8 protein-coding genes are annotated in these 15,380 nt (G+C 43.4%); 6 read left to right on the forward strand and 2 right to left on the reverse strand.

The features are described from left to right. Nucleotides 1–50 precede the first annotated feature (50 nt). The 5 genes from QR40_RS11740 (at nt 51) to QR40_RS11760 (ending at nt 11,805) form a co-directional block, all read left to right on the forward strand. Nucleotides 51–6,644, forward strand: coding sequence for an Ig-like domain-containing protein (locus tag QR40_RS11740; RefSeq protein ID WP_044295131.1), 6,594 nt, complete (start codon nt 51–53; stop codon nt 6,642–6,644). Between the two features lie 218 nt (nt 6,645–6,862). Further along, nucleotides 6,863–8,221 (forward strand): ABC transporter substrate-binding protein, encoded by a 1,359-nt coding sequence (locus tag QR40_RS11745; protein ID WP_027294545.1) that lies wholly within the window; start codon nt 6,863–6,865, stop codon nt 8,219–8,221. 78 nt (nt 8,222–8,299) lie between these two features. Continuing rightward, complete coding sequence (locus QR40_RS11750) at nt 8,300–9,199, forward strand: carbohydrate ABC transporter permease (protein WP_242858495.1); 900 nt, start codon at nt 8,300–8,302, stop codon at nt 9,197–9,199. Further along, complete coding sequence (locus tag QR40_RS11755; protein WP_044289424.1) at nt 9,199–10,035, forward strand: carbohydrate ABC transporter permease; 837 nt, start codon at nt 9,199–9,201, stop codon at nt 10,033–10,035. The genes QR40_RS11750 and QR40_RS11755 overlap by 1 nt, the downstream gene beginning before the upstream one ends. 9 nt (nt 10,036–10,044) lie before the next feature. Next, nucleotides 10,045–11,805 carry a glycoside hydrolase family 36 protein gene (locus QR40_RS11760; RefSeq protein WP_052430806.1) on the forward strand — a complete coding sequence of 587 codons (1,761 nt, stop codon included), beginning with the start codon at nt 10,045–10,047 and terminating at the stop codon, nt 11,803–11,805. An 811-nt stretch (nt 11,806–12,616) separates the two neighbouring features. Here the strand turns inward: QR40_RS11760 and QR40_RS32555 are convergent. Beyond that, nucleotides 12,617–12,739, reverse strand: coding sequence for a hypothetical protein (locus tag QR40_RS32555; protein ID WP_255348041.1), 123 nt, complete (start codon nt 12,737–12,739; stop codon nt 12,617–12,619). Between the two features lie 42 nt (nt 12,740–12,781). Next, the gene (locus QR40_RS11765; protein WP_044295133.1) at nt 12,782–14,257 is read right to left on the reverse strand and encodes an alpha-L-fucosidase; all 1,476 of its coding nucleotides are present in this window, start codon (nt 14,255–14,257) and stop codon (nt 12,782–12,784) included. A 265-nt stretch (nt 14,258–14,522) separates the two neighbouring features. Between QR40_RS11765 and QR40_RS11770 the strand changes: the two genes are divergently transcribed. Further along, on the forward strand, nt 14,523–15,371 hold the full coding sequence (locus tag QR40_RS11770; RefSeq protein ID WP_044295134.1) for a helix-turn-helix transcriptional regulator: 849 nt from the start codon (nt 14,523–14,525) through the stop codon (nt 15,369–15,371). Nucleotides 15,372–15,380: the final 9 nt, after the last annotated feature.

Below are 15,380 nucleotides of genomic sequence, written 5' to 3' on the forward strand. Positions count from 1 at the left end.
CATAAGCCAGCCTGCGCTATTCAGGGGTATAATCATGGAAGGAGAAACAAATGAAAAGGAAGATAGGAAAAAGATTATTATCGATGTTATTAAGTACAAGCATGCTGTTTGGAACTGTACTTCCGGCAGCAGCAGCAGAGCCTGGGAAAGAGCCCAAAACCGGAAATGCACAGATCGTGGTGGATTACAATACCAGTATAGGGACAGGAAACCCGATGATCTTTGGGGGACTTGGTACGCCAGCCGCAGAAAGTAATGCATGGAAAAGCCTGACACAGGAAACAGGATTAAAAGTAATGGGAGTAGATGTAGATCTGTCTAAATTATTCCCGGAAGGTACCGATGCGGACTCTGAGGTACTGGAGTCTTATACTCATGTAGCGGGAGGTATTCTTACAAGAATAAAGGGTGCAGGTATCAAAGCTTTTATAACTTTTGACAAGCTGCCGTCATGGTATCAGAGTACCCCGGACAAGGCAGGTGCATTTGCTGCAATGGTAGAGACCTTTCTAAGTGCCGCAAAACCAGATTATGAAGAAAGCATTGGATACGTGGAGTTAAAACCGGATACCGCTCTTAGCGCTGAGGATTTTACGAATTCTTATTATCAGGCTGCTGCAAAGGTTAGGAGTATACTTCCACAGGTACAGATCGGAGGAATGGGGTATGAACTGAAGGATAAAAATGATTCCCTCAGCACAGCGCCCAATGTGAAGGCAGTACTGAATGCCTATGCAGACCATGACCAGTCGCTCCTACAGTTTGTATCCTTCAAAGCATATGGTGCAGATCCTACGACGGATTGGAAAAATGATGTTTTCGGAGAATTCAAACCCGGAAGAAAAGCAGTCAGGGCAGCGCTTCACAATGCAGACATGCCGCTTTTTCTCACCGGATGGTCATCTATGGCAAAAGAGGCAGACAGCCCAGATGGTACCATCACCGGTGCAGATGGAATCAAGTACCATTCTCTGGCATTATTTAAGGCAATGCGTGACGGATGGGACATGGTTTTGTTCGACGGGTCTGTAGATGCCCGGACAAATGCCGGAAGTTATATGTACACGGAAGCTGACGGAGCCGTAACCCTGAATCCATTTGCGAAAGCATATACACTGCTGAGCAGTCAGATGGGACTGGGGGAAGGAGAATTTAAAGTTGTTTCCACTGATATGGGCAGCAGCTGGCCGGTGGATGATTCCATAGCAATGGTAAATTCCAAAAATGAGGCAATGATGCTGTTAACAAATTTCGGAGACCAGCAAAAGCAGAATGTGAGTATTGAGCTGCGCAACGTGCCTTACGAAGACGGCACTGTCACATTAAAAGGCTATGCGGCTAACACTGGTACGGAAGTTTCGAAAGAAGTTATATCGATACCGGATCTTGAGGTACACAATGGAATTATTACGGCATCTATTCCGATAATACCGGCAAAATCAGCCATGGGACTGGTAGTGACAGGCGGAACAGACAGAACCCTGCCGGCGCAGGAAATGTATGAATTTGAGAGCCAGGATAATCACTTTGGGGGCAATACGGAAATTTCCTGGACTACAGGGGCTTCTTTTAACCGTACAGTAAAAGGGTTTGGAGGAGCGGATAACTTTGTTACGCTGCGCAAGGTCGCGGCAGACGGATCGGGTACCTATAAGGCACACTTATACGCATCACCTTCCGGAAACGTCAGCGGTACCAAAGTAAGTGTCAACGGTGGAGAGCCCATGGACATTGATGTCTCGGGCATTTCATTAACAAAGGATGTTTCATTTGATATTTCTTTGGAGGGCGGAAATCAGAATACCATTAAATTTTATACGGAATCCGGGGATTTACGGCCTGACAAATTAGTTTTAGAATCGGGAGATGTTGCATTATCAATCGGAATCCAGAATCTGAATGCATTGGAAAAAGATGGGGATGCATATGTTCTTCCAAAAGTAAAGCAGGATTTTGTGATTGACGCAAGAATTTTCCCTGCTTCCTCTGCAGCAGGAAAAACGCTGGAATATACATCTTCTGACAGCAGCGTGGTATCCGTAAATGAAAATGGACTGCTTACCCCTAACAAGGAAGGGAAGGCTGAAATTACGGTATCTGTCAAAGGGGAGGCAGTTTCATCTTCTTTTGAAATCATCGTTAAAAATTCAGTTGCTTCCGTATCGGTATCACCGAAGGCATTGACACTGAAACAGGGGGAAAGCCAGACGCTTACGGCTTCCATTGTACCGTCAGATGCCGCGAACAAAAATATATCCTGGGAATCTTCACGACCGGATATTGCCAGCGTAACACCTGGGGCAGACGGGACAGCGCTTGTCACGGCAGCAGGGGAAACTGGTGCTTCTGTTATAATGGTTATTACCCAGGATGGAAATAAAAGAGATACGGCAGCGGTTACTGTGGTAGAACCGGCAGAAGGGGGAACCGTAACCATTGACTATGGGAATACCATTGCTGCCGGCTCACCGAAGATATTCGGGGTAACGCATTATCCCAGCCTTGACGGGAAAGATTCTGACATCGGAGATCATTCTAAGGTATGGCCAATGCTGACAAATGAAGCCGGAGTTCGGTTCATGAGAGCAGATGCGCGTCTCCAGGAAATTCTTCCTGTCTGGACAAAAACTCCGGATACAAATTGGGCACCGGCAGACGGAACCCAGGGATCTGACCAGCCATCTTATGTGCGGTCTGATTACTATTATGTTCCAACACCCGACGGGACCGGAGAAAACAGATTCACTCTGGAGGGCTATCGGGCGGATATGGATTACTATAATGAGCGGGGCGAATATCTGAACGGGCTGTCTAATCCTGCGAACTGGAATACAGGCAGACTTCTGCGCTGGGTAAGAGAGGCAAAAACCCAGGGATATGAGGTGATGGCTATGACTTTCCAGATCCCGGAATGGCTGTCGGCAGGAGTAGTAACCGGAACTGCACATACGGAAAAAGTATGCAATGGTGCACCGAAGGATTGGGAAGTTTACAGGGATATTATTAAGAAAGTATATCTCATGTTAAAAGCAGAGGGAATTGACAGTTACGAATTCTTAAATGAACCTCATTGGTATGTACCCCAGGGAGGCGATCAGCGGGATCCGGAGGGGAATGCATATCCGGCTGGCAACAGACAGAACCTGATTGCCGCAGATCAGTTCTATCAGGCAATCGATGCCATCTATGAAGCAGAAGGCGGCAGCAAGCCGGAAGTTAAAATGGGCGGAGGTGCAGATGACAGCTGGGGAGGCGATTATGGAGTACTTGGAACAATTCTTTCAAAAAAGTATGAAAAATGGTTTGACAGAATAGATTTTGTTTCTATTCATAAATATGGAGAACGTCCGGCGAACCAGGATACCGGTAATCAGGGGGCGAATTCCAGAAATGCAAAGTATTGGTTAAGAAATAAGCTGGGAAGAGAAATACCCCTTTATTTAAATGAGTATAATGTCAGCACAGGCCAGCCTGCCAATGAAACTTATGGATACAAGAGCACAGGCTGGCATGCCAAAAACCTTATTGATATGATGACAGATCAATATGAGGGCGGAGGATATTACACCTGCTATCCGGCTGACGTACCAATGGATGATTATGAAGCCAGTTCCGGATGGATCGAACGGGGCAAAGGAATGTATACCTGGAATGCGGGGGAACCGTATCTTGCAAACTTTACAAAAACCTGGGGTATGCTTTCGGTTAATCTGGGACTGGGTAAAGGGTATTTTGACGTAAAATCCAGTTCAATTCAGGGAGGCATGACACAAAGCGTGGGTGCCGTAAATGCAGACGGAACTCCCGTAGCACTTATTAATAACTATACGGCAACCGCTTATGACCGTACCAAAGTGATTATGAAAAATGTTCCTTTTGAAGCAGGAGCAGAAGTGACAGCAAAAATATATCCTTATACGTATGATTCGGATATCAGCCATTTTGAATCACAGACAATAATGGTATCCGAAGATGGTACGGCAGAAGTTATTGTTCCTGTAATTGACGGATATGGTACGGCAGGCATTCTTCTGGAAGGAGAAATCACGGCAAAACCGGATGTAACCTATGAATTTGAGTCCTATAAAAATAATCTGAACGGGACGGCAAAAATCATGGAACAGTCTGGAATGTCTAATGGAAGATATGTAGAACAGATGAACGGCATAGAAAATGCTGTGGAAATTCCGGTAAACAGTAAAAACACAGTAAATGCGATTATGGAAGTGAGTTATTCCGGTTCCGGAAATCTGACTTACATTCTGGATGGACAGGAAAAGAGCTTACCGCTGCCGGATGGAAGCAATACAGTGAATTTCGAAGTGAATCTTAAGGAAGGCATAAACAGGCTGCAATTCTTCACAGATAAGACCGATATCCGTATGGATAAACTGGTTAAACAGGAAATAAACAAAGAAGAGCTGCAAAAGCTGGTTAACAGAGAATTTAATCCGGATGGGTATACAGAAAAAAGCTGGAAGGTATATGAAGAAGCAAAAGCTGGTGCCCAGGCAGTACTGGATAGGGAAAATGTGTCCATTGGAGAGGTAGAAGCTGCTTACATAAAATTGTCGGATGCCATTGATGCCCTGGTGGCTATGGTGGATTTATCTGCACTAATTACAGAGGCAGAAGCAATAGATGCAGGGATGTACACAACAGAGTCATGGATCACATTTGCGAAAGCACTGACGGATGCAAAAGAGGTGCTGGCACAGTCTGATGTATCACAGGAAAGTCAGGTTGAAGCATATTATCAGTTACAGGGAGCGATGAAAGCCCTTATAAAGCTGCCGTCCGGAACGGAGAATATGCTTTCCGGGAAAGAGGCTGTGACCAACTCTGCAATGGAAATTGAGAACCCGGGAAATGCCACAGATGGAAACCTTTCGTGCTCTTATGATGACCCCTTTATCCAGATTGCGGCGCTTGGAGAAGATAATGGCAATCCGGAAACCTGGGAACCGGTTTATCTGCAGTATGATCTGGGCACAGAGCGCCAGATTGACAAAATGGATATTTACCGCACCTATTACGCGGATGGGAATGTGGATATCCGCTGGTTAGACTGCCTTGTAGAAGTAAGCTCAGATCCGGAATTTCCGGAAGAAGCAGTTCAGGTTTTATTTGGACCGGAAGACGTTGTTTCAAAACCATTTCAGGAAACACCTCAGGAAATTGTTCCGGATGCACCGGTAACTGCCCGCTATATCCGCATTTACGGAAAAGGCCATACCTGCAGCTGGGGCAGCAGTAATAAGATAAATATCTCAGAAGTAGAAGTATTTGGAAGCGGTGCCGCGGATGCATCTGTATTAGAAGCAATGATTGCACAAGCAGAACAGCTGCAGGAGGCAGATTATACTTCAGATAGCTTTGGCAGATTTTTGGCGGAACTGCAGCGGATTAAGGAGATCCTGGGAAAACCGGATCTGAATCAGGCAATGGTCAACCAGGCAGCAGCAGATCTGGGCTGTATCATGGAACAATTAGTGAAAAAAGCGGACTTTTCTTCATTAAATGCTGCAATTGATCAGGCAAGGCAGTTAGCAGAAATCCATTACACACAAGCCAGCTATCAGGCATTGGCAGCGGCACTTGAAGCAGCGGAAAGGATTGCTGCAGATGAGCTGTCTGCACAGGCAGCTATCGACCAGGCGGAGGCAGACTTACGGGATGCGGTGGAAAGATTAGTTCCAAAAGCAGATTTTACCGCCCTGAACAACCTGATAGAAGAAGCAAATAGCAAAATAGAAACAGATTATACCCAAATCAGCTATCAGGAAATGAGAAAAGCATTGGAAGCGGCAAAGAAGACTGCTGCCGATGAATCCGCTGCGCAATCAGCGGTAGATGAGGCGGCAGCAGGGCTTAAAAAAGCAATGGACGAGCTGGTCTTAGTGCCTAAAACAGACTTTACGAAGTTAAATGCTGTAATTGACCAGGCGAAACGGCTGATAAAAGCAGATTATACGGAAGCAAGTTACCAGGCAGTGGCAAATGCACTGAAAAATGCAGAAAGGATTGCGGCGGATAAAGCATCTGACCAAACTTCCGCAGACAGCGCAGCAGCGGCACTTAAAAAGGCAATGGACAGTCTGAAAAGACTACAGAATGCAGTGATTCATATTAAGAAGACAAAATACAAAAAGACTTATGGAAATAAGGCATTTTCTCTGGGGGCCCGGGCAAACTGTAAATTAAAGTATAAGAGCAGTAATCCCAAGGCTGCAGCCGTGAACAGCAAGGGAAAGGTGACCATAAAAGGATGTGGAAAGGCAACGATTACCCTGACAGCATCTGCAACAGACTTTAAAACAGAGGTAAAAAAAGTAACGGTTACCGTGAAACCAAAGAAGGCCGGAATCAGCAGCTTGAAATCTTTGAAGAAAAAGACAGCAGCGGTGGTTTGGAAGCGGGATAAAAAGGCAACCGGTTATCAGGTACAGTATTCCCTGAGTAAAAAATTTACCGGGTCAAAGACGAAAGTGAAGACCGTCTCCAAAAGTAAAACCACACGGTTAGAACTTAAGAAGCTGAAAAGTAAGAAGACCTATTACATCCGGGTCAGAAGTTACAAGAAAGCGGGCAGTTCGAAAATATATGGTAACTGGAGTAAGACAAAGACGATCAAGGTAAAATAATATTTACGAGGAAAGACCGGGCAGGCAGCGTTTGTCTGCCCGAATACTGCTTGATACCCACAAATTTGTGAGAAAGCATGTTTAAAATTTATTGGAATGTCAAAAAAATATATACAAACCGGACAGAAAATTACATTCCAAAATGACCATATGATTTATATAATAAAAACACAATAACAGTTGTAAAAAATTAATTGTTAAGAATAAGGAGGATTTGTATGAAAAAGAAAAATCTAGCAAAAAAGGTGATGGCAGTCGGGATTGCAGCAGTCTTAATGATGTCAGCTGCAGCCTGCCAGGGTGGAGAGAAGAAGACGACTGATGGGGATACTTCCCAAGAGAAAACTTCCAACGCGGCTGCTTCCAGTGATAAGGCGGAAGGTGGAGTTACGATTACCGTTGGATTAAAGGCATCCCATGTAGAAATCTCCAATATTGAAACCTTTAAAGAGAACTGGGAAGAAAAAACAGGAAACAAACTGGATATCCAGGCAATTGATGACGACCAGTTTGATTCTCTTTTACAGACAAAAATGTCTACAAGCGGCATGTGGGATATCTTCATCGGAGATACCGGAACTCAGTCAACCTCTTACCAGCACGAAAAAAATCTGGTAGATTTATCTGACGAAGCCTGGGTACCTAAATTAACGGAAACAGGCAAGGAATTTGTAACCCATTCGGATGGAAAAGTATATTGTTTCCCAAATGGCGGAGTCAATTCTTTTGGTATCGTTTATAACACAAAAGTATTTAAGGACAACGGACTGGAAGTGCCCAAAACATATGAAGAATTTGATGCGGTATGTGCTAAATTAAAAGATGCAGGTATTACACCAATTTATGTATCTATGGCAGATGCGTGGACAGTTAATCAGATTATGAATGCTGAGTGGCCGAATATTTTAAGCAAGAACCCGGATGCATTAGAAAAATTAAATAAGAATGAAATCCGCTGGGATTCCCTTCCTGAATTTACACAGATGTTTGAAAGATTAAAAGGATATGTGGATAATGGTTATATAAATTCAGATATTTCAACTGCAACTTATGAGATGGGACAGAAAGCACTTGCCTCCGGACAGGCTGCCATGATGTACATGGGTGACTGGGCAGATCCCGAATATGTGAAAGTAGAGCCGGCAGGAGAGGGTAATATCGGAATGTTCGCAGCACCTTCTAAAGATGGTGACAGCCAGCTTGCAATTGCAGGTCCGGGCGGATATTATATCTCCAATCAGTGTAAAAATCCGGATGTGGCAAAAGATTTTATCAGTTTCATGGCTGAAGATGATAATTTACTGCTCAATATGAAGACCAGAGCTTGTACATCCGTATGGAATGATCTGGATGCTCCGAATTTAAGCGGTACGTTAAAGGATACACAGAAGTATATCGATGAAGGAAAAACACAGATTCACTATAACCAGACATATGTTATAACACCGTCAGATGACGCAAACAGTGCATTCCTGTCTGATTTACTGGGTCAGAAGACACCGGAAGAATGTGCAAAAATCTGGAGTGATGCAGTAATAACAGTAGGAAAACAGTTAGGGTTTGAAGGATTTAAATAAAATCTGAGCATAAAGTGCAAAAACCACCATCGTTCATACGTAGGTGGTTTTTGTACAGAAAGGAGCTGTATGAGAGACATGAAGAAAAAAAGCAGCATGAATAAACTGGAAAAGAAGTATTATCCTCTCTATATTGTAATTCCGGGAGTTGCTATTTTTACGATATTTTATATTTTTGCAATTGGCGGAGGGTTTATATTTTCCTTTACGGACTGGAGCATTTACAATTTTGAATCACCAAATTTTATCGGTATTTCTAATTTTCTGGATCTGTTCGCTTCCCAAAGCTTTCTTCCGGCCTTAGGCCATACATTTCAATTTGCAATCATAACAACGATTATCAAAGTGGGGATTGGACTGCTGTTTGCTCTTTTGCTGAACCGGGCATTTAAGGGAAGGAATTTTTTCCGTGCAGTAATCTTCCTGCCATGTACCATTGGTGCCCTGGTAATCGGTTATGTATTCACCTTTATTCTGCAGCCGGATACCGGTATTTTAAATATCTTCTTAAGAAGTATCGGCCTTGGGACTTTGGCTCTGAACTGGCTTGGAGATACCAATGTGGTGCTCTATTCCGTATGTACGGTGGAATCCTGGATGTGGATCGGGTTCAACACCGCAATCATTCTGGCAGGTCTGCAATCCATTTCCGGCGACTTATACGAGGCGGCGAGAATCGATGGTGCAAGTGCATGGCAGACAACGAAATCAATTACCCTGCCTCTTGTCACACCGTCAATTAATACAACCATTACTTTATGCGTTATAGGTGGATTTAATATATTTGATATTGTCATGTCCATGACGAATGGCGGTCCGAACGGAGCTACCCAGGTCATCAGTAAATTATCTTACGATGCCATGAGAGTAGGAACACTTGGATACGCATCAGCAATTAACCTTGTTCAGTTTCTGCTGATTGTTATTATTATTTCCCCATTATTGAGTTTCTTAAGAAGAAGGGAGCCGGATATTTGATGAAAGCAAATTATAAGACCAAGAAAGCTATTACAAAAACAGGAATCTATGTGATCTGCCTTCTGATGACATTTGCCGTAATATTTCCATTTATTCTTGTAATTCTGACGGCTTTTAAATCAGTGGAAGAATCGGCAGTGGTTACCCTTTCCCTTCCAAAAGTATTTCTGTGGGAAAACTTCCGATATGTAATTGAAAAAGGACAGCTGCTGCGGGCATTTAAAAACAGTTTTATCATTACCGGCCTGGTCGTACTGCTGACTGTTTTTATCTCATCCGTAACGGCATTTATTATCTCGAGGCGCAGCGATAAAACGAGTAAAGTTCTCTCAGGTTATTTTTTAATCGGAATGATTGCTCCGCTGGCACTGATTCCGGAGGTTATCATCGTAAAGACACTGGGACTAAGCGGCACCTATGCTTCCATTATTTTAATACATATCGCAGCCAGAATGCCTCTGAGCATCATGATTTATTCCGGTGTAATCAAAGGTATACCTAGAGCGCTGGATGAATCGGCAATGTTAGAAGGTGCAGGATTTTTTAATATGTTTTACCGGGTTATTTTCCCATTGTTGAAACCTGCTATTTTTACTAATGTAATAATAACATTCATGGGTGTATGGAATGATTTCCAGATTTCTTTATATTTTGTAACAGATACGGCAAAGAATACCGTACCGCTGAGTATCTACAGTTTTGTAGGGTATATGACCTATAAATGGAACTATGTATGCGCGTTTATTGTGCTGTCCATTCTCCCGATTCTGGTCGTATATTGTGCAGCACAAAAATATATTGTGGATGGTATGATTGCCGGCGCAGTTAAGAGTTAGGAGAGTCGTATGAAGAAATTATCATATAGAATCGGTGAAATACCTAAAGAAAGCAAAAGGAAAGTTACTTATACTGCAGAACAGAAAGGGGAGACAGCATATATTCATTTTTCTGTGCAGACAGAGGGGGAAGAATTATTTTCCCCACTTACTTTAAGGATTTATGTACCTGCAATCGAGGTGCATTACAGATGGACACCGAAACTGCATCTGATCAAAGCACTTAATTCTGATTGGTTTGAAAATCTATATCTGACCAATGGATTTACGGGTGCCCCAGTGGAATGCCTGCTTTCCCCTGATCATAAAAACTGCGCCTGTATCGGGCTTTCCGATACTTTAAGTACCATTGGTTTAAAGGCGCTTCCGGTTGAAGAAACCGGAGAATATGAATTTGAAATTATTTTATTCAGCCGGGAGACCACTCTTAGAAAATCATATGAGGTCACCGTAAGACTGGATATGAGAGAGATTCCCTATTATCAGAGCCTGAAGGAAGTATCCCGGTGGTGGGAAACTTTGGAGGGAATGGCTTCTGCTTTTGTTCCCCAGGGAGCAAAGGAGCTTGTATACTCCACCTGGTACAGTTACCACCAACGGGTCAGCCAGGAGGAACTACTGAGGCAGTGCGGAATGGCAAAAGAAATCGGCTGTGGAACGGTGATCGTCGATGACGGATGGCAGACAGAAGATAACGCCAGAGGATATGCATACTGTGGAGACTGGGAAGCAGCGGAATCAAAAATGCCTGATATCCGTAAATTTGCGGATAGTCTTCATAAGATTGGAATGCGGGTCCTCTTCTGGTACAGTGTACCGTTTATTGGAGAAAGATCCGCAAACTTTGCACAATTTCAAGATATGCTTATCGATCCCGATGCTGACAGGGAATGGCATGTGCTGGATCCGAGATATCCGGCAGTCCGTGAATTCATAATCGGACTTTATGAAAAAGCCCTGACAGAGTGGGGGCTGGACGGCTTTAAGCTGGACTTCGTGGATGAGTTTGTGGTAACGGCATTCAGCGGCAGAGAAACGGATGAGAGAAGAGATTATCAGTCTTTTGAAGAAGCGGCTGACCGATTAATGACTGATTGTATCAGCAGGCTTAAACACATTAAGCCGGATATCCTGCTGGAATTCCGTCAGACATATAACGGACCCAGAATGCGTACCTATGGCAATATCTTCCGGGCGGTGGACTGTCCGATGGACGATGTGGAAAATAAGGTCCGGGTTACGGATATCCGTCTGATTGCAGGAGAGAGTGCGGTACATTCTGATATGGTTATGTGGCACTACGAAGATTCGGTAGAAAGCGCAGCACTTCAGATGATTCAGGTTTTATTCAGCGTACCCCAGATTTCTATGCGCCTGGAAGATCTGAAGAAAGAGCATTATCAGATGCTGGAATTTTATTGTTCCTTATGGAACAAATATAAACAGGCATTTATCAGCGGTGAATTTATTCCGTTGAATCCCACAGAAAGATATAGTGTAATCAAAGGAATTTATAAGAATACGCTGGTATGTACCTATCATCTTACAGAGTTAATTGAACTGGAAAGAAGTTATGATGAGATGGTTTTTGTAAATGGTACCTTCCGGTCCGATCTGATTCTTTCGGTGAAAGAGGAAGGAGTATATGACAGGGAAGTATATGACTGTATGGGAAATCTGGTAGAAAAAGACTCTTTCTCCTTTAATAAGGGGGTACATATCTGGGATGTTCCGAAATGTGGATGTGTGGTATTAAAAATGAGGTTATAAAATATTATATTTGGGTTTAGCTGAGGAAGGGACGCTTTGTAGATGGAAGTAGTGCGCGAAAAGAGAAGGGGGCGGATCATGGCAGGCGTTTGGAAGGCTTACCGCAGAACTGGCATTTTCTAACCTTCCCAGAGCGCTTTTTGGTGGCACGCGGGCATTCGCTCCGAAATCCTGATGCATTTCGCAGCTCACTGCCCGCTTAGTATCCGATGGGAGCCAGTCGAATACTATCCACCAAAAAACACTCCGGCAAGGTAAGTAAATGCTCAGATCTGCTATACGCCTTCCAAACGCCTGCCATGATCCGCCCCCTTCTCTTTCCGAGATAGCATTCGTTGATACAAAGCTGGTTTTCTCAGCATGATGGGACCCCGTGGTTGTGGCATGCCGGATGCTATTGGCATAGAACACTTAAAAACCAATAAACCAGCTGGATGTTATCACTCTGAACTGTTTCTAAATTCTACTAAAGTGTATTTGTGGTTATAGTACCTACATCCAGTTAAGTCTGTGATCAGGAAAACAGGTAAAATTTCGTCTTATCATCCCCCTTTCACACTGAACTGCCGTAACACACTCTGTTGCATCCAATAAAGAACAGCCTGCCACAGCCCAGGGGTCCAWCMTGCTGAGAAAACCAGCTTTGTATCAACAAATGCTATCTCGGAAAGATGGGTGTGGGAAACTGGTATGGGCGGAGGAAGCGTAGAGCAGAGCTGAGTATTTACTTACCTTTTCGGAGTGTTTTTTGGCGGATAGTATTCGACTGGCTCCCATCGGATACTAAGCGGGTACTGAACCGAGAAATGCATCAGGATTTCTCGGTGAATACCCGCGTGCCGCCAAAAAGCGCTTCGAAAAGGTTAGAAAATACCAGTTCTGCGGCCAGCTGACGGAGCCCATGCCAGTTTCCCACACCCATCTTTCCGTACACTACCTACATCTACAAAGCGTCATTAATCAGCAAAACCCAAATTTAATCAATTCTAATTTTAAATACAACAGGTTTACAGCTCTGTACAGTGTTCACATGAATATGCAGACCGTTTTCGTCCCGTACCCATTCTGGTTTTTCTTCGAATCCTAAAACATCTGCATCTAAAACAATTCCATGAAAGTTTGCCTGTCTGGAGGCATCCTGGATGCCCAGTGCCTTTAAGGTATAATTCCCATTCGGGCTGCATTTTAATGCGGTTGCATACAGATAACTGCCATTTACCGTATAGCGGATATCTTCGTGGGTGAAGTTCTTCTTAATACTATCCGAGAATTGTCCTTCCACGATTTCCGTAGGACCTTCCCCATATTTTCTCCACACACCGGTATCATATATTGCTTCTCCGTTCACCTTCAGCCATTCTCCAATTTCAAGTAATATTTTGGTATCCTCCGGCGAAATCGATCCATCTGCTTTCGGTCCTACGTTTAAAAGCAGGCATCCGTTTTTACTCACAATGTCAACCAGGTCACAAATTAAATCTTCCGCTGGACGGAACTCATTATTTTCCGTATAGCACCAGGAATTTAACGCAATTGCTGTATCCGTCTGCCAGAAATACGGTTTCATTTCCGCAAACTGTCCTCTTTCGATATCCACTACCGCACTGCCAAACATATATGCATCATGTTTGTAATTGATTACAACCTCTTCTCCCCACTGAGCTGCTCTGTTATAATAATAGGCCGCCAATTTTTTCAAATAGGGTTTCGCCGTGTGATGCTGAATCCACCAGTCAAAGTATAGAATCTTCGGATGATACTGATCAATAATTTCACAGGTACGGCAAAGCCAGTCCTGTAAAAATTCTTCTGTAGGTTCCGGTTGACTGTACAGATCGTAATGGTCTCTTTCCGGCATTGCAGGCCAGTAGAAATCGCCCCGCTCCATGGGTTCTTTGATATCACTGTCAAATTCTTTTCCACGTCCCATGAAAAACCAGTGCTCAATCCGATGTGAGGAAGCTCCGGTTTCCATGTTTCTCTCTTTAAATGAATGGTCCAGTTCACCTAAAATATCTCTGTGAGGTCCCATTTCAAAAGCATTCCAATGAGAAATCTCACTTTTATACATCTGGAATCCGTCATGATGCTCCGCCACCGGTACCACATACTTCGCTCCCGCTTTTTGGAATAAATCTGCCCATGCTTCCGGATCAAACTTCGGTGCATCAAACATCGGAATAAAGTCTTTATAACCAAAATCCTTATGTGCTCCATATGTCCTTACATGATGTTCAAATTCCGGGCTTCCCTGTATATACATATTTCTGGAATACCATTCGCTTCCAAATGCCGGAACACTGTAAACACCCCAATGAATAAAAATTCCAAACTTGGCTTTACGGTACCAGTCCGGCACCTGATAGTGTTGCAGTGAATCCCAGCTGTCCGCAAATGGTCCCCGGGCAATTACTTTATCAATTTCCTCTAAATATGGTTTTAAATCGTACATTTTATCCTCCTTATTTACAAATAAAAACAACAATTGATTACTGTTTTGATAGCTTCATTATAGTAAATTTCAAAATAATTAACAGGGAAATGAACGGCATGTTCTGAGATATAATGTCGTCATTTTACAATAAGGTGTCAATTTTAGAAAACTATTTGTCTTTCCTTCCAGCGTCTTTTGTATTAGAATAGATTTATTGTTATATTAACGCAGGCTAGAGCGTGTTTGAACATTCATTCCCGCCATCTGCATTAAGGAGGCTTTTATGGGGGATGTCAATATCCACTTTTCCCTTGGTAATACCCAATTCCATGTACTCTCGCTAACTTCCGGCCCAATGCCCTATATGCCCATGCACGTTCACAGCAGTGACAGCTATGAATTGCATGCCATAACACAGGGACGGGGTTTGGTTCATATTGATTCAGAAACATATCAGCTGGCTGCCGGAGACTTTTATTTGACCGGACCGGGTGTTTCCCATGAACAAATACCGGATTCAATGGATACCATGCATGAAATCGGAGTCTACTATACCGTAAGCCAAAAACAGATTTCTGAAAAAGATCCTCTGCTCCTGACTCTTATCGGACAGAACTTTTGGTTTGGAAATCTTTCTTACGAAACCAGGAATGCACTGGACAGGCTTTTTGAAGAAGAACAGCAAAAATCAACCGGCAGCCAATTGCTTCTTCCTCATCTTGCCGCAGAATTTTTAATACGCCTTGCAAGGGATTATTCTCCATGCTATACCTCACACTCTGAAATACCGGATATTCAGCCGGATGAAAAAAAGTATCTGATGATTGAACGGGCATTTCTCTCTTATTACGCTGATATCACACCTGAATCACTGGCGGATATGGTGGGTTTGAGTATAAGGCAATTGCAGCGGTTATTAAAGGAACATTATCATACAACTTTCCAGGAACTTCGGGTGCGGGCAAAACTAAATGCAGCCTGTATTCTCCTTCGCAATACCACAGATTCTACTGCTTTCATCGCTGAAAAAGTAGGCTTTTCATCGGCAGAATATTTCTGTAATTGTTTTAAAAAAGAATTTCATATGACTACTTCACAATATCGGAAAGCGGACAAAAACCCCCATTTATAAAAATGGAGG

This window comes from Robinsoniella peoriensis, assembly GCF_000797495.1.
GTDB classification, from domain to species: domain Bacteria; phylum Bacillota; class Clostridia; order Lachnospirales; family Lachnospiraceae; genus Robinsoniella; species Robinsoniella peoriensis.